General features: G+C 43.7%; 15 protein-coding genes. 9 read left to right on the top strand and 6 right to left on the bottom strand.

Annotated features, from left to right (window positions below):
* The first annotated feature begins 60 nt into the window (after positions 1 to 60).
* The 9 genes from SOO65_RS14025 to SOO65_RS13985 are packed head-to-tail and all read left to right on the top strand — an operon-like array spanning position 61 to position 11,363.
* Positions 61 to 894, top strand: coding sequence for a cytochrome c oxidase subunit II (locus tag SOO65_RS14025; RefSeq protein WP_321391243.1), 834 nt, complete (start codon positions 61 to 63; stop codon positions 892 to 894).
* A complete protein-coding gene (locus SOO65_RS14020) occupies positions 894 to 2,630 on the top strand; it encodes a cytochrome c oxidase subunit I (RefSeq protein WP_321391240.1) in 1,737 nt (578 codons plus the stop codon). The genes SOO65_RS14025 and SOO65_RS14020 overlap by 1 nt, the downstream gene beginning before the upstream one ends.
* 3 nt (positions 2,631 to 2,633) lie before the next feature.
* Positions 2,634 to 3,191 carry a cytochrome c oxidase subunit 3 gene (locus SOO65_RS14015; RefSeq protein ID WP_321391237.1) on the top strand — a complete coding sequence of 186 codons (558 nt, stop codon included), beginning with the start codon at positions 2,634 to 2,636 and terminating at the stop codon, positions 3,189 to 3,191.
* Positions 3,192 to 3,203: 12 nt separating this feature from the next.
* Positions 3,204 to 4,082: a c-type cytochrome gene (locus SOO65_RS14010; RefSeq protein WP_321391234.1), complete on the top strand. Its 879-nt coding sequence runs from the start codon at positions 3,204 to 3,206 to the stop codon at positions 4,080 to 4,082.
* 3 nt (positions 4,083 to 4,085) lie between these two features.
* On the top strand, positions 4,086 to 4,751 hold the full coding sequence (locus SOO65_RS14005; protein ID WP_321391232.1) for an SCO family protein: 666 nt from the start codon (positions 4,086 to 4,088) through the stop codon (positions 4,749 to 4,751).
* Between the two features lie 3 nt (positions 4,752 to 4,754).
* On the top strand, positions 4,755 to 5,072 hold the full coding sequence (locus SOO65_RS14000; RefSeq protein ID WP_321391229.1) for a cytochrome C oxidase subunit IV family protein: 318 nt from the start codon (positions 4,755 to 4,757) through the stop codon (positions 5,070 to 5,072).
* A gap of 50 nt (positions 5,073 to 5,122) precedes the next feature.
* Positions 5,123 to 5,362 (top strand): hypothetical protein, encoded by a 240-nt coding sequence (locus tag SOO65_RS13995; RefSeq protein WP_321391226.1) that lies wholly within the window; start codon positions 5,123 to 5,125, stop codon positions 5,360 to 5,362.
* Complete coding sequence (locus SOO65_RS13990; protein WP_321391223.1) at positions 5,359 to 5,862, top strand: AgmX/PglI C-terminal domain-containing protein; 504 nt, start codon at positions 5,359 to 5,361, stop codon at positions 5,860 to 5,862. Before SOO65_RS13995 ends, SOO65_RS13990 begins: the two co-directional genes overlap by 4 nt.
* Positions 5,863 to 5,918: 56 nt before the next feature.
* Complete coding sequence (locus SOO65_RS13985; protein WP_321391220.1) at positions 5,919 to 11,363, top strand: fibronectin type III domain-containing protein; 5,445 nt, start codon at positions 5,919 to 5,921, stop codon at positions 11,361 to 11,363.
* 50 nt (positions 11,364 to 11,413) lie between these two features.
* Here SOO65_RS13985 and rpsD read toward each other — a convergent pair whose 3' ends face one another.
* From rpsD to SOO65_RS13955, 6 genes are all read right to left on the bottom strand, one after another.
* Positions 11,414 to 12,046: a 30S ribosomal protein S4 gene (gene rpsD / locus SOO65_RS13980; protein ID WP_321391218.1), complete on the bottom strand. Its 633-nt coding sequence runs from the start codon at positions 12,044 to 12,046 to the stop codon at positions 11,414 to 11,416.
* A gap of 165 nt (positions 12,047 to 12,211) precedes the next feature.
* Positions 12,212 to 12,679 (bottom strand): 6,7-dimethyl-8-ribityllumazine synthase, encoded by a 468-nt coding sequence (gene ribH / locus SOO65_RS13975; protein WP_321391215.1) that lies wholly within the window; start codon positions 12,677 to 12,679, stop codon positions 12,212 to 12,214.
* Between the two features lie 11 nt (positions 12,680 to 12,690).
* Positions 12,691 to 13,929: a bifunctional 3,4-dihydroxy-2-butanone-4-phosphate synthase/GTP cyclohydrolase II gene (locus tag SOO65_RS13970; RefSeq protein WP_321391212.1), complete on the bottom strand. Its 1,239-nt coding sequence runs from the start codon at positions 13,927 to 13,929 to the stop codon at positions 12,691 to 12,693.
* The gene (locus SOO65_RS13965; RefSeq protein WP_321391209.1) at positions 13,919 to 14,566 is read right to left on the bottom strand and encodes a riboflavin synthase; all 648 of its coding nucleotides are present in this window, start codon (positions 14,564 to 14,566) and stop codon (positions 13,919 to 13,921) included. Before SOO65_RS13965 ends, SOO65_RS13970 begins: the two co-directional genes overlap by 11 nt.
* A 9-nt stretch (positions 14,567 to 14,575) precedes the next feature.
* The gene (gene ribD, locus SOO65_RS13960) at positions 14,576 to 15,631 is read right to left on the bottom strand and encodes a bifunctional diaminohydroxyphosphoribosylaminopyrimidine deaminase/5-amino-6-(5-phosphoribosylamino)uracil reductase RibD (protein WP_321391206.1); all 1,056 of its coding nucleotides are present in this window, start codon (positions 15,629 to 15,631) and stop codon (positions 14,576 to 14,578) included.
* Positions 15,621 to 16,571 (bottom strand): tyrosine-type recombinase/integrase, encoded by a 951-nt coding sequence (locus SOO65_RS13955; protein WP_321391203.1) that lies wholly within the window; start codon positions 16,569 to 16,571, stop codon positions 15,621 to 15,623. Before SOO65_RS13955 ends, ribD begins: the two co-directional genes overlap by 11 nt.
* Between the last annotated feature and the right edge of the window lie 40 nt (positions 16,572 to 16,611).

Raw genomic sequence — 16,611 nt, 5'->3', positions numbered from 1 at the left:
TTACAATTCAACACGTTAAACTCTATTTCTTTTATTAATCTTTTCTCAGGATGTTGTGAGATGGACATTTCATTTTCTGAACGTCTGATCGGTATGATCGCAACAGGGACCGAACTCATCGTTAAAGCCGAAGAGTCTATGGGTTTCTGGCAGCGTATCAGTCCACCGGAAGACATCTCTAGTACGGGTCACTTAATTGAGTGGCTATTCTTCTACACTACGTACGTGAACATTTTTTGGTTCGCTCTCGTGTGTTTTGGTATTTTCGGTTTCTCTTTTCTTTACTCGAAAAAGCGTCACGCAAAACCGCTTTACACTCACGGTAATGAAAAGAAGCACCTTCTACTTACGGCCGCTATCGGTCTAGGAGTATTCCTTTCAGTAGATATGGTGATCACGAAAGTTTCTACTCGTGACTTAAAAGAAGTGTTCTGGAACTTCCCAGAAAATGATCCTGATACAATCAAGGTTCAAGTACTGGCCCAGCAATGGGCATGGAACTTCCGTCATGCTGGTAAGGATGGCGAGTTCAATACAGCGGATGACGTTGTTGAACTTAACAACCTAGTTGTTCCAGTTGGTAAAAAAGTAATGATCCAGATGACATCGAAAGATGTGATCCATGCTTTCTACCTTCCGAACGCAAGAATCAAGGCCGATGCGATCCCTGGTCGTTTCGCGAAGCTTTGGTTTGATACAAACAAAACAGGTAAATTCGAAATCGCTTGTGCAGAGATGTGCGGTAACCACCACTATCTGATGAAAGCTCAGCTAACTGTTCTTTCGGCTGAAGACTACGAGCGCTGGACAAATGAATCTCAAGAACGTGCAATCGCTACTAACGATACGGAGAACATGGATCTTCGTTGGGGTTGGCAGTGGGGGAGTAAATAATGGCTTTCGTTGAACAACACATTCACGACGCTCCAACGTCGTTCTGGTCAAAGTACATTGTATCTTATGACCATAAAGTAATTGGTAAACAATTCCTTTGGTACGGTATCTTCTTCCTGATGGTGGGTGGTCTTATGGCCCTTCTCATCCGTTGGACTCTTGCTTACCCGGGTGTACCATTCCCAGTTATTGGTAACCTTCTTTTCCCTCATACTAACGGAGTCGTTCCTCCTGATACGTACGCGATGCTTTTCACAATGCACGGTACGATCATGATCTTCTTCGCGATTACACCGATCCTGACCGGATTCCTTGGTAACTTCTGTATCCCGCTCCTGATTGGTGCGCGAGATATGATTTTCCCAACTCTGAACATGCTTTCTTTCTGGTTTGCTATGGCCTCTGGGGTTCTCCTTCTTGGCTCACTTTGCTTACCTCTAGGAGCTGCAGCGGGTGGTTGGACATCTTACCCAACTCTATCTACTAACCTTGGTCAGCCAGGCGTTGGTCAGACATTGTGGTTATTGTCTCTCTTCTTATTTGGTGTTTCTTCTACTATGGGTGCTGTGAACTACATCACAACTGTAATCACACTTCGTGCTCCTGGTATGGGCTACTTCAAAATGCCTCTTACAATCTGGGGTCTTTGGCTAACAGCTATCCTGAACGCAATCTTCGTTCCGGTTCTAGGTGCTGGTCTTCTTCTTCTTACTTTTGACCGTGTATTCGGTACAACTTTCTTCCTTGCCGGTGCAGCTGCTACATCTGGTAAGGGCGATCCGATCCTTTTCCAACACGTGTTCTGGATCTTCGGTCACCCTGAAGTGTACATTCTGATTCTTCCAGCTTGGGGTCTTGTTTCTGATATCCTTGCTTTCTTCTCTAGAAAGCCAGCTTTCGGTTACAAAATGACAGCTCTTTCTCTTTCAGCGATCACTATTCTTTCAACAGTGGTTTACGGTCACCACATGTACACGACTCAGATGTCTCCACTTCTGACTCAGTCATTCATGACCTTGACCATGTTAATTTCAATCCCGTCCGCGATCTTCTTCGCTAACTGGCTTGGAACTCTTTGGAAAGGATCGATCCGTTTTGATTCTCCAATGCTTTTCGCCCTTGGCGTAGTATTCGTATTCGGTCTTGGTGGTCTTACAGGTCTATACCTTGCTTCGACTTCAATCGACCTTTACTTACACGATACATACTTCGTAGTTGGTCACTTCCACTACACAATGGCCGCTTCAGTTCTTCTTGGTGGTTTCGCAGGAACATATTTCTGGTTCCCTAAGATGTTCGGGAGAATGATGGATGAGCGTCTTGCTAAGATTCACTTCTGGGCAACAATGCTTCCACTTAACGGGATCTTCATGGGTATGATGATGGTTGGATGGGCCGGTATGCACCGTCGTCTTTACAACCCGTTCATTTATGAATTCATGCACAAGCTAATTCCTGTGAACCAGTTCATTACTTTCTCAGCAGTAGCTATGGGCCTTGCTCAGTTCATCTTCCTTTATAACCTTTTCAAGACTGTGTTCAGCAAGAACTATCCTGCTGCCCCGGCAAACCCTTGGAATGTAGGAACACTTGAATGGCAAATTCCATCTCCAGCGCCTCACTATAACTTCCTTGAGATCCCTCATGTGAAGTGTGGACCGCACGAGCTTGGTAACCCAAATCTTCCAGACGGTCGTGATTTCCAATATCAGACTGAGGAACTAGTTAAGGCGTAATTTATGATGAAGAACCCAGCGAACGAATACAAACGTTTTCAAAATACAGTGGCGATGACGGTTACCCTCATCACTTTCGGTATGTTGTTTGGAACTCTGTTCCTGGGTTACTTCCTTGCGCGCTTTAATGCTCCAACTTGGCCACCGGTCGAGATTGAGAACATGCCAAAGCTCCTTCCTTTCTTAAGTACTTTAGTAATGGCCTTGAGCTCATACACATACTTTAAAATGGAGAAGGAAGAAGAGAAGCGTAAGACTTTTTGGTGGGCGACTTTCGGTTTAGGGATTTTGTTCCTGGTTCTTCAGTACGTTCTTTGGAACGCACTTGCTGCATCTGGAATCCTGGTTTCTAACGGACAAGTTCCATCGATGGTTTACGGTTTCACATGGCTTCACGCTGGTCACATCGTGGTAGCTCTTATGACTCTTCTATATCTTGGGCGCTATATTTTCAGAAGGCCTGAAGAACTAACAGAAGCAAAGCTCGTTAACGTGGGTAAGTTCTGGCACTTCCTCGGCGTCATCTGGTTACTGATGTATTTAATGTTATTTGTTTTATAAAGGAATATGACGATGAAACTAATCGTACTTTCAATTGTAGCTCTCTTATCTACTGCGTGCGTGGTAGAGAAAGCGCCGTTCAAGGAAAGCAAAATTCTTGCCGGCAAAGAGGTAAAAGCTTCGACTCTTAACCTTGGTTACACGACTTACGTTGAATACTGTATTCAGTGTCACGGAGCTTCGGGTAAAGGTGATGGTCCTGCTTCTAAAGGTCTTCTTCCACCTCCACGTGACTTCACTCAAGGGCTTTATAAATTCCCTTGGACTGCTTACGGCGAACTTCCGCATGATGAAGATTTCGCTCGTATCATTCGTCACGGTCTTAAAGGGACAGCAATGCTTCCTTGGGACATCTCGGATGAGCGTCTAGATGCTGTTATCCAGTACATCAAGACTTTCGCTCCAGCAGTTTGGGAAGGTAAAGATAAAGTTCTTGGAACTAAAATCGAGCTTCCTGCTGATCCATTCGGCGAAGTTTATCGTCATCAGGCGATCGAAAAAGGTCGTAAGGTTTATCACGTAACTGCAGCTTGTACTCAGTGTCACCGTGGTTACGCTACGAAAGAAGAGATCAACGGTTGGGCGAAAGAAATGGGTACAACGATCGAGCTTGGCTCTGACATTTATCAGGTTAAAGTTCAAGACGGTGAGTATAACTACAAAGTTCTTCCACCAGATTTCACTTATCACTCACTTCGTTCTATCACGGACGTACCTTCAATCGTTCAACGTCTTATGTACGGTGTAACTGGTTCAGGTATGCCAGGTTGGAAAGACGTAGTGACTGATGAAGAACTATGGGCACTTGCTTACTATGTTCAGGACCTACGTGATACAGGTGCTGACCAGGCCAAGCGTAATGCTCTAATGGATAAAGTTAATAAGCAGTAAACTATGAGCACAACAGCTAATCCTGAATATATTCGTAAAACGAACGTGGTGGAAAACCTCGTTCGTTCTAAAATCTTCTGGGTACTGTTCCTGTTGTTCGGTTTTTCTTATCCGATTTACCGCTCGATGAACCGTACGCTTCCACCTGAACTTCCGGTGATTGCTCAGGTTCCGGAGTTTGAGCTTATCTCAGAAAACGGTCAACGTTTCGGTTCAAAGGACCTTAAAGGAAAAGTTTATCTCGCGAATTTTATCTTTTCTCGTTGTCCTTCAGTATGTCCAAAAATGCTGGGTGACCTTGAAAAGATTCAGAAGCGTGTTCGTGGTACCGGCCAGAAGGTGGCAATTGTTACTTTCACGGTTGATCCTGAATACGATAATGAAAAAGTTCTATTTGATTTGGCCCGTAAGCACGATGCCAATCCTTATACATGGACCTTCCTAACTGGAAGCGACAAAGAGGGAATGTTCAAGCTTTACCGTGATGGCTTCAAAGTAGGCGTAGAAAATAATGTTCAGAACATTATGGAGATCGCCCACACGGAGAAGATCGTTCTGGTTGATGGTGAGAACCGCATTCGTGGCTACTATGCCTTTGATGAAAACAGTGTAAACCAATTAATGATTGATGTTGGACTTTTAATTAATCGTCCTTCAACTAAGGAGTAATCCATGTCAGATAACCACGGCCATGCCCCAGCTCACGCTCATGAGCATAAGAGCCACAAGAAAGAATATCTTTTCATCTTCGTGCTTCTTACTGTTCTTACTGTAATTGAAATCTGGGTAGCAGAGATCCCTGGTCTTTCTAAGTTCGGCAAAGGCTCAGCGCTAACTTTTCTTGCAGTAGGTAAGGCGTTCATCGTTGCTTATTACTACATGCACTTAAAAGAAGAGACTAAGTGGCTTAAGTTCATCGCAGCAGTACCTATTACTGCGGGTATCTATGCTACTGTTCTTTGTCTTGAAGCAATCTACAAACCGTTCTAAGATCATATAGTAAGGGACCCATTTGGGTCCCTTAACCATAAAGGTCTTTCATGAATCACGACGAAACACGCAAATACATCCATGATCTAGCCAACACGTTTTCGATTATCGATGCGTCGGTTTCTCGTGCTCTTACCATGCTCACTCGTAATCATCCGGAACTTGCAGAAGAGATTACTCGTCTCAAGAAGGCCGATGAGTATATCAAAAAATCAGTCCATACTCTTCGCGCTATGAGAGAGCATGTTCACTCTCAAATCAACGCTCAGAAGGCCCAAGATAATCAATGAAGCTAGACTTCAAAATCACTGTCATTATTGTTCTGGTGGGAGTCATTGGGATTCTTACTGGTTTTATTGTCGGTAGAAAGAACAACGAGATTGCTCTTCCTGCGACCACAACTGCGATTGATGGGAAGCTCGCTAAGGAATACAAAGAGCAGGTTTTAGTTAAAACAATACGTGAGAACGCTAAGGATCTGCAGCAGTGTTATTTTGCTCTTTTAGATTCCAAGCCGAAGGTAACGGAAGGAAGTCTGACTGTTTTAATCAAAGTAGAAGAGGATGGGAAAATCTCATCGGCCAAAATCACAAAGAATGAATTTCAAGATCCGAAACTCGAAGGCTGCGTTTCTCAGAAGCTCGAATCATACTATTTAGCTCCACCTCCAATGGGAATTAACCGTAATATTTCACATGTCTTGGCCTTTAAAACTGAAGAAACCGCTCAAAAAGAGGCCCGAGCTCGAGAAGCAAAAAGCCGTCCACCAAAGCTCTTTCCTGTTAAATAAAGGCACAAAAGTTAATCTTAAGATTTATTATTTAAGTTCTTATTAATATAGTTGGAATGAATGCCGATACATCTGCCATGTCATTAGTGATTTGGCCTATATATGTGTTGTTGTTTATGCTCTTAGCGGGCTGTAACGAGATCAACATTGCAATCAAAGATTCATTCATCAGCACGCCTGGACCATTGGTTACGATCAATAAGGCCGTTTCTGAATCAGTTGGATCTTGTTCTTTTACTGCTGCTCCGGCCTTTACTCAAAACGCGAATTTCGAATACCGAGTCACTTTCTCCGAAGTTATTGATCCACTTACTTTAGATGTGAGCGATTTTAATAATAGCGGAACGGGTAGTGGTGTTGTCTGGAATCTTACGAATTGTGGTGATGATCAGAACTTCAAACTTGCCGTGACTGCGGTGGGAGTTGATGGAACCGTTGTTCCGACTCTTGCTCGCGATTCTGCTTTATCACTCACCAATTATGGGAATAAACCTTCTACCACTACGGATAACGTAGTGACGGTGGATACTTTGTCGCCCTCAGTAACTCTGAATCTGGCCAGTAATCAAACTGTTGGAAGTTGTGTTTTTACGACTGCGAATGGTTATGCGGGAGCTTCTGGCTTTTCTTATCGAGTGACTTTTTCGGAGAGAATTAATTCGTCTACTTTCACCAATGCCGATATCACAAATAGTGGTTCAGGCGGTTCTACTCTTGGTTGGACAATCACCAGTTGTGGAGACGGAAGAAATTTTCGCTTAAGTGCTGCGAGTGTTTCCGGAGATGGAACGATTATTCCGTCTATCAATGCCAATGTAGTGGAAGATCTCGCAGGAAACCTCAATACAGCATCTACTTCTACAGATAATACAATTAATTATGATACCGTCGCTCCAACAGTGACAATCGAGCAGTCCATCAATCAAACTGTCGGCGCTTGTACATTTACTGCTGCTTCGGATCCAACGAATACTTCTAACTTGCAATACAGAGTTCAGGTCTCTGAACCCATCATTGCCAGCACTCTGACTCCTTCTGATTTTGTGAATGCTGGAACTGGAGGGAATATTACTCTGCAATGGTCGGTCACGAGTTGCGGAGATAATCAAAACTTCATGCTGTCATCTATCGCCGTGATGGGAGATGGGACAATCGTTCCAAATCTGCCGGCAAATGCTTTTACAGATCGTGCTGGAAACGGAAACTCACTATCCACATCAGTCGATAACTCGATCACGTTCTCAATCAGTGGTCCGGGTGTGACTATTAATCAGGCCGTGGCGGAAACAATTGGAAGTTGTACTTTCAATGCCACTACTGATCCTACTGATGTGGTTGGATTTGAATACAAAATCACTTTCTCTAAACCCATTAACGACGGCACCTTTGATCTCTCTGATATCACCAATTCAGGTACAGGTGGCGCAACTACTCTCAACTGGACACTCACGAACTGTCATGAAAACACGGTCTTTATGTTGAAGACGACCGCAATTGATGGGTACGGAACGATCATTCCAAATATCGCTGCTGGAAGCGTTCAGGACTTAGTAGGGAACTCTAACTCTGCTTCTACTGCAACTGATAACGTGGTTCTGTTTGCGCAAATTGGTTGGTCGCAAGAGGCGTATATCAAGGCGTTGGATAATGAATCATATGATTCCTTCGGAATGAGTGTTTCACTTAGTGGGGACACATTGGCGGTCGGAGGTGAATACGATGATAACAACCAAAATATCATCACCAACGGTCCTACTTTTACATCTAATAATGATCTTGAAAATTCTGGTGCTGTTCATATTTATAAGCGCTCGGGTGTGAACTGGGCCCAAGAGGCCTATATTAAGGCCCCGAATGCAACTGTTTGGAAGCAGTTTGGTAAAGTCATTTCCCTGGACGGTGACACCTTGGCAGTTGGCATGGCCAGCGAAGGAAGTCCCGAAAATGTCATCACAAACGGATCTTCTGCCAGTATGGATGATTCTGGATTCAACGTCGGTGCAGTTTACGTCTTTCGCAAAGTAAGCAATGAATGGGCCCAAGAGGCCTATATCAAGGCAGGCAATAGTCAGAATAATGATAATTTTGGCCACTCCGTTGCTCTTGATGGCAATACTCTTATCGTAGGCGCTGATCAAGAAGACAGTGATCAAGTCACCATAACGAATGGCCCAACGGCCACTACTGATAACTCGATGGAAGATTCGGGGGCAGTATATGTATTTTACAGATCAGGATCGAACTGGGAACAAGAAGCCTATATCAAAGCAGGGAATAATTCCGAGTATGATTATTTTGGTACCACGGTGGCCCTGAGTAATGACACGATTGCAGTGGGATCACCTTGGGAAGATAGTTTTGAAACAATCATCACTAACGGATCGGACACTCCGACAAATGATATACGTGAAGATTCCGGAGCTGTTTATGTTTACCGCAGAGTTGCGGGTCTTTGGCAGCAAGAAGCCCTTATCAAAGCTTCAAATTCTACTGAATATTATCAGTTTGGTGAAGTCATTGCTCTCGACAAAGACACACTTGTTGTGACTTCACTTTATGAAAGCAGTAATCAGACCTCAATAACGAATGGCACAGGCTCAAGTTCAGACATCTCGGCCGAGAATTCCGGAGCTGTTTATGTGTATAAGCGAACTGGAAGTAATTGGGCACAAGAGGCCTACATTAAGTCCTCTAACAGCGAGGCCTTTGATTCATTTGGTTTTGCTCTTGATCTTCAAGGTGATTACCTGGTGGTGGGTGTTCCTGAGGAAGACAGTAATCAAAATACAATTACGAAAGGCGCAGGTGCGAGTGCAGATAACTCCACTGAAAATTCTGGGGCCGTGTATGTGTTTAAGCGCACGGGTACCAACTGGGCACAAACTGCTTATATTAAGTCTCCCATTAATGAAGTCTGGTATGGAAGCGGGTACTCCGTTTCTTTGAGTGGGGATACTCTGGCCATTAGTGCGCCTGGAGACTCAAACGATTTAAATACTGTCATCAATGGCTCTAGCTTTGCTTATAATTATGCAAGTGAGAGCTCCGGCGCGGTCTACATTTATCGCTTCAATGGAGAGTTACTGGAGCTGGGCGGAGTAACATCCTCAATTGGATTAACTTCAGTCACGATCGATTGGGCAAAACTTCTTACGGCCAATAATTATATTATTTCTTATCAAGCTGGAAGTGTGGCCCCTGCAAGTTGTTCGGTTGGAACAATCATCTCTGCAGGTGATGTGAATCATTATGTTGTGAATGGACTAACTACCGGAACAACATACTCGTTTAGATTATGTGCTACGAATGGTTCAACTGTGACAAGTGGTGTGACTTTCAGTGCCACTCCTTCTGATGTTGTGAAGCCAACCGTGACCGTTGAGCAATCAGTTTCTGAAACAGTAGGAAGCTGTGTTTTCACTCCTGTGAGTGAGCCAGTCACTGCTGCCGGCTTTTCTTATAAAGTGACTTTCTCATCCGTGATTAACCCTGCCACATTCACTGCAGCTGATATCAGTAATGCTGGAAGTGGCGGTGCGAATCTGACATGGCAAATTGATAATTGTGGTGACGACAGAAACTTCAAAATAACTGCTGTAACAGTATCCGGGCAAGGGACAATCATTCCTACAATCGGTGCAGGTAAAGTGGCCAGACCAAATGGTGTGACTAACCTGGCCTCTACTTCAACTGATAATTCAATCAGCTATATTGAGTACGGCTGGAACCAAGAGGCCTATATCAAGGTTAGTAATGCGCCCGATATTTACGGTTTTGGTGAGGTCCTTTCTTTAAGTGAAGATACTCTTGTTGTAGGTGTCTCGCGGGATGAAACTGATCAGAATACGATTACGACTTCAGGACCAACTCCGGGAGCTAGTGGCAGTAGTGGTTCAGGTGCTGTCCATGTTTATAAACGTAATGGTTCAGTTTGGGAGCTCCAGGCCTTTATCAAGGCTGTCAATAATGCTGATTATATATTATTTGGAGAAAGTGTTTCCCTTCATGGTGATCTTTTAGCTGTCGGGGCCACTGGAGAAGGCAGCAATCAAACCACGATTACAAATGGTAACACCGCCTCAACTGATGAAAGTACTTATAGCACAGGTGCGGTCTATGTTTATAAGAGAACGGGAACAACCTGGGAGCAAGAGGCCTACATTAAGGCCGCCAATGCCGATAACTTTGATAACTTTGGAAGTCAGGTTTCTCTTCATGGAAGCATACTGGCCGTAAGTGCCACAGGGGAATCAAGTAATGAGACGACCATTACTAATGGAACAACTGCCAGCCCTAATAATACTTTGAGTGAATCTGGAGCTGTTTATCTTTATGAGCGCACAACCGGTTGGGATATGACTGCTTTTATTAAAGCAAGCAATGCCGGAGCAAGTGATAAATTTGGTGAAAGACTATCAATACATGGAGATACTCTTGCTGTTGGAACTCCAAATGAAGGCAGTAATGAGACTACTATCACGAATGGGACAGGCAGTAGTTTGGATAACACAAATGGTTACTCCGGAGCTGTTTATGTTTATAGAAAGTCAGGCAAAAATTGGGAGCAAGAGGCCTATATAAAGGCTTCGAATAATGATGCAGGTGATGGTTTCGGAAGTGCCATATCGCTGGAAGGTGATTATCTTGCGGTAGGTGCTCCATGGGAAGCAAGTTCCGATACTTCTATCACCAATGGGTCGACTTCAAGCTCTGATAATTCTAACCCCAACGCGGGTGCTGTTTATGTTTATAAACGAACAGGAACAACTTGGGCCCAAGAGGCCTACATTAAACCGGTAAATAGCCTTGCCTCGCAAAGCTTTGGTTCTTCAGTTGCGTTTAATGGAAGATTTCTGGCGGTGGGAGCTCCAGGTGAAGACAGTAATCAGCGGATCATCACAAATGGAGGTTCTGCAAGCAGTGATACATCATTAACAAATAGCGGTGCTGTTTATGTTTATGAGCGATTAGGAACTGACTGGGAGCAGAGTGCCTATATCAAGGCCAGCAATAACGATGGTCTTATGCTTGCGGGAGGGGATTTCCCCGGAGATCTATTTGGCGCGTCTGTGTCCTTTAAGGGGGACACTCTCGTGGTTGGTGCCTCTGATGAGTCAAGTTGTCAGAACTTTATCACGAATGGCACTACATCTAGTTCTGATAATTCATGTATGTCGGCCGGCGGCGTGTACGTTTACCGTAATAACATAAAACTTTTTGATGTGACTGATCTTGTTGCGACTCCGGATACAGACAGTATTACACTTGAATGGGTGAAAACTGGGTCAACGACTACTAGCTATCTTGTGGCGATGGCCCTTGGAAGCACTCCACCTGCTGATTGTTCTGGTGCAGTTAACGTAGGAAATGTGACAAGCTATGTGTTGAGTGGTCTTGATCCAGAGACAATATATTCTGTTCGTGTCTGTTCAACCAATGGAACGGATATCACCGAAGGTCTTACCTTAACTGTAGAGACCAATTCTGATTCTACAAATTAGCCAAAAAAAAAGGGCCGGTTTCCCGGCCCTTCTCATTGGAAGAATCAGAATTACTTAACTTTCCAGTAGTACTCAATCACGAGACGCTTTTCGAAAGCGAATGGGATGTCTTCAGCAAGTGGTTTTGAAACCATTTTTGCTTTCTCTTTCTCACCAGAAGCTTCCTTAGAAAGGAAAGCTGGAACTGAAGAGATACGAGGGCGTACTTTAGCTTGAAGGTAGTTACCAGACTTAGCACCTTTATCAGTGATTTCGATCACGTCATTAGGTTGAACTTGGTAGCCTGGAACGTTAACAGTCTTACCGTTAACTTTGATGTGCTTGTGTGTAACCATCTGACGAGCAGCTGGAGTAGACGGAGCCCAGTTAAGACGGAAGATAACGTTATCAAGACGTGATTCAAGATTGATGATCATTGTATCAACCCATGAAGCTGTCTTAATTTTCTTAGCGTTCTTTACGTAGTTACGAAGTTGAGACTCACGTAGACCGTAGTTGAACATAACTTTTTGCTTCTCGATCAAACGAACAGTATAGTCCGATAGCTTCTTACGTTGCATACCGTGCTGACCTGGACCGTATGGTTTTCTTTCAAGAGCACCGGCCTTACCAAGACCTGGAAGTTCAACACCTAGACGACGTTGAATTTTGAAGCGTGAGCGCCCCATGTCGATTTTTGCCATAAATTTCTCCTTTAGGCATTTAGCAGGAAACAATAATAATCAATCTCTCCACAGGGAGCCTGCATCCTCACGCAATAGAGAGAGTGGGCATCATAAGGAAAACGGACCAAAATAGCAAATTTTAAAGGGATAATTTTAATTGACTGGCAGTGTCAAAAAAAGCTTCTACTTACTTTGAAGCTTGTGGAGGAGGTTGGCCATCTCAACCGCCGCCATGGCCGCGTCCCAACCCTTATTTCCGGCCTTTGTACCGGCACGCTCAATGGCCTGCTCGATTGTATCAGTAGTGACCACACCGAAAATAGTTGGAACCTTCGTTTTAAGACCTACGTGAGAGATGCCTTTAGCAGTCTCAGAACAAACGTAATCGTAGTGAGATGTAGATCCGCGGATCACTGCTCCAAGGCAAATGATCGCATCGTATTTACCAGATTCAGCAAGAGCTAAAGCGGCAACTGGAATTTCGAAAGCACCTGGTACCCAAACCTCATCAACATTGCTTGATTGAATGTCGTGACGATTAAGACAGTCATGAGCGCCACCCACTAGTTTTGAAACAATGAACTCGTTAAAACGAGCAGCAACGATAGCAACTTTAAGTTTTGAAGCGTTTAATGATCCTTCGATTTTCATACAGAGCTCACTTATTGATTTAAAAGGTTTTGTTTTAATAAATGCCCAAGCTTGGTCTTCTTGGTGAGAAGATACTGAGCGTTTTTTTGATTGGCATTGATCTCAAGAGGAACACGTTGAATCTTTGAGAAGCCAAGTTTAGAGAGACCCTCAATTTTCTGAGGATTATTAGTTAATAGTTTGATGTCGCTTACATTGAAGTAACGAAGAATTTGAGCGGCCATGGTGTAGTCGCGAGAATCTACAGGGAAACCCAAGTGTAAATTCGCTTCCGCGGTGTCCATGCCCTGATCCTGAAGCTGGTAGGCCTTCACTTTATTGAAAAGACCAATACCACGACCTTCCTGGCGAAGATAGACCACGAGACCTGAGCCGTTTTCTTCGATCATCTTCATCGAGTTATTCAACTGATCGCCACAATCACAACGATATGATCCAAAAATATCTCCCGTGAAGCACTCAGAGTGCACACGAAGGAGAGTGGGGTCTTTCTTTAGTTTCTCAAGATCTCCCTTAACAATGGCAACGTGCTCTTGTTTCAAGAGTTCCGAGTGAAAAATAAACATTTGAAATTCGCCGAACTTGTTCGGGAATGGAATGCTCTCGACTGATGAAATCAAATTTTCGTGACGTTTGCGGTATTCCACAAGGTCAGCAATCGAAACAACTTTGAGATTATGTTTATCGGCAAGCTTGAAGAGGTCGGGCAGGCGAGACATTGAGCCATCTTCATTCATGATTTCGCAGATCGCTCCCACCGGAGCAAACCCAGCAAGTCGAGAGAAATCAACCGCCGCTTCAGTGTGGCCCGTGCGTTCTAAAACTCCTCCGTTCTTTGCGATAAGAGGGAAGATGTGACCAGGGCGTGTGAAGGCACTGGCCTCTGTCTCAGGGCTTGTCATGATATTCAACGTACGAGCGCGATCAGAAGCTGAGATGCCAGTAGAGCCTTTAATTTTTGCATCGATGGTCACTGTAAAAGCAGTTCCCATTGAATCTGTATTTGATTGAACTTGAAGTGGAAGTTCCAGGCGTTTAGCAATCTCTTGAGTTACTGGAGCACAAAGAAGTCCGCGTCCGTGAGTAATCATAAAATTAACTGCTTCAGCGGTAATGGTTTCGGCCGGCATGATGAAGTCACCTTCATTCTCACGGTCCTCGTCATCAACCACGATGATCATCTTTCCAAGTTTTAGATCTTGGATCGCTGATTCGATGCTATCAAGAGGTCTTTGTGTTTCAGTCTTCATACTTCACGTCAAAAAAGTTTTTTGCCCATTCTTCCTTGCGGGAATCTTTATCAAAACGCAGGAAGTTCTCGATATATTTAGCGATCATATCTACCTCTAAATTCAGGTGATCACCAACTTTTTTAGAGGATAATGAAGTCTTTTCTAGGGTATGCGGGATGATAGCGACGGTCAAAGTGTCACTAGTTAATCTCGCAATTGTAAGACTGATCCCATCGAGAGCAATGGAGCCTTCTGATATCATGTATTTACGGAGATCCTTGGGGAAAGAAACTTCGATCTCCCAATTATTCCCGATCTTCTCAATTTTTTTAATTTTACCGAGAGCATTCACATGACCTTGAACAAAGTGGCCACCTAAACGGTCATGAGGGCGAAGTGAAAGTTCAAGATTCACCTTATCACCGGTCTTTAAATAACCAATGCTGGTCTTCTCTAAAGTCACGTGGATGGCCTGGACCTTGAAAGTATCGCCGGCAATTTTAGTGGCGGTTAAGCACACACCATTAGTGGCAACGGAGTCATCAATTTGAATGTCTTTAATAAGATCAGGAGCGCGAATGATGAATTCCTTTCCTTCAGCGTTACTCACTACTGATTGAATGGTTCCAACTTCCTGAATAAGTCCTGTAAACATAAATGTCCTTTATGTCAGGCGACCTGAGATGAAGATGTCTTCACCAATGAGATTTGTCTCAATGTTTTTAAGACGAGGTCGTCCTTCCAAATTTGAAAGACCTAAATCACCTAAGAGGGAGGTTCCAGAACCAATTAAACTTGGATTCAGGAACACAGTGATTCGATCAATCAGGTTTTCAATAATAAAATTCGAGGCAAGCGTCGCTCCGCCTTCCATAAGTAAGTTCATGAGCTTCCTCTGATATAGATCCTTCATCGCTTCTTCAAGAGATGTTATCTGAATCACCTGGTCTTTTGGAAAATCAAAAGACAGAGGAGAGAAAGTATAAATCAATGTTTTATCTTTGAGCTCATCCGTAAAAAGAAGAGCATCCTTCGGAAGTTTTCCACTTTGAGTGAAAACAATACGAAGAGGCTGAGGTCCTGAGTAACCTTCCAGACGAACGTTAAGCTTTGGATTATCTTTGCGAACTGTTTCAGCTCCTACAATCACTGCCTGATGCTGAGAGCGAAGCACATGCACGCGCTCACGGGCAAGAGGTCCCGTGATCCATTGAGACTCACCAGTTGAAAGAGATGTTTTACCATCAAGACTTGAGGCCATCTTCAAATGGATGAAGGGACGCTGAAGCTTTTGAGAGGTAAAGAAGACTTCGTTAAGAGCTTCGCCATCTTTTGCGAGAATCCCGTGCTCAACTTCAATGCCATTTTGTTTCAAAATCTCCACACCTTTTCCGTTCACGTGAGGATTGGGATCAAGGTTTGCGATTACGACTTTTTTGATCTTCTCCTGAACTAAGCGCTGAGCGCAGGGAGGAGTGGTTTTATTGGTATGACAACAAGGTTCAAGGTTCACATAAAGAGTGGCGCCCTCAACAGACTCAGTCGCATTTTTAATAGCATCTATCTCAGCATGATCCTGGCCCGCTTTATGATGATAACCGCGGCCAATTACTTTGCCGTCTTTAACAATCACTGCACCCACCATTGGATTGGGCCAGGTATTTCCCAGACCTTCTTTTGCTAGTTCAAATGTTTCCTGGATCAATTCTTCATTGGTCATCTTCTACCTCGAGGTCTTGAAAGACTTTTCCTGCTGGATCTTTTTTGAGTTCCTCAAGGTAAAGTTCTAGTGAGTAACTTGGAGTCACACCCAACCATTCTTTGATTGTTGTGTGAGATACTGTCATATTAAGCCATTTAAAAATGCATGATTGTCTGAGTGACTTCGCGGTCATTTCGGTTTTCATCTCACGCCGAAGCTCTTCAAAAAAAAGCTCGGTTCCTCGAGGAGAAAGTCCACCAGAGAGAATTTTGTAAGGATTAGCATTGAATAGAAGTTCTTCCATTTCAAGCTCTTCGTTACGTTGATATTCAAATAAGCGGTTCTTATAAAAGACAAAATCCTTATTGAAGATCTCTGGTAGCGGAATTGAGTATGGATCACGCTTAGGGTGTTCCACCATAACGCGGTAATCGTTCTTGTCTTTTAAAATACTGCCGAAACTAAGCTTGGCGAGGTCAGATACTTTGAGGCCCGCACCGTAAATCAAATGAAAGATCACAACATTTCGGGCATTCACCAGCTGTTGCAGACCTTCTGTTTCCTTAATGCGTTTTTTCAGAAGCTTGTAGGTCTTAATCACTTCCGGAAAGGGAGTGGGTTCAGGATTATCTAAAACCTTAGGCGACACTGCCATCTTCTTTAAAGGATTTTCCGGGAACAAGTTCTGTCCCAAGAGGTAATCAAAAAACAGGCGCAGGGCCTGAACACGACGTCTCACCGAATTAGGTGAACCGTACTTATCATCCAGGTAGCGCGAATATTCTTGAACCTGAGTGGAGCTGAAGGATTTGATTTTTAAATGTTCCTGCTTATCAATCAGGAACGTATTAAAACACTGCAAGTCGGCCTTGTAATTCTTGACCGTATTGAAGCTTTTTCCTTGGCGCTCGAGAAGTTTTAAAAACTCTTGTTGTTTATCTAAAAGATTCCATTCCATATGTACGTATATTACGAAAAAAGCTTGGATATGTACAAGA

The organism is Peredibacter starrii (assembly GCF_034259205.1).
Classification (GTDB): Bacteria; Bdellovibrionota; Bacteriovoracia; order Bacteriovoracales; family Bacteriovoracaceae; genus Peredibacter; species Peredibacter starrii.
The sequence above is the reverse complement of the archived record's forward strand: the minus strand, read 5'-3'. Positions and strand labels throughout refer to the sequence as shown.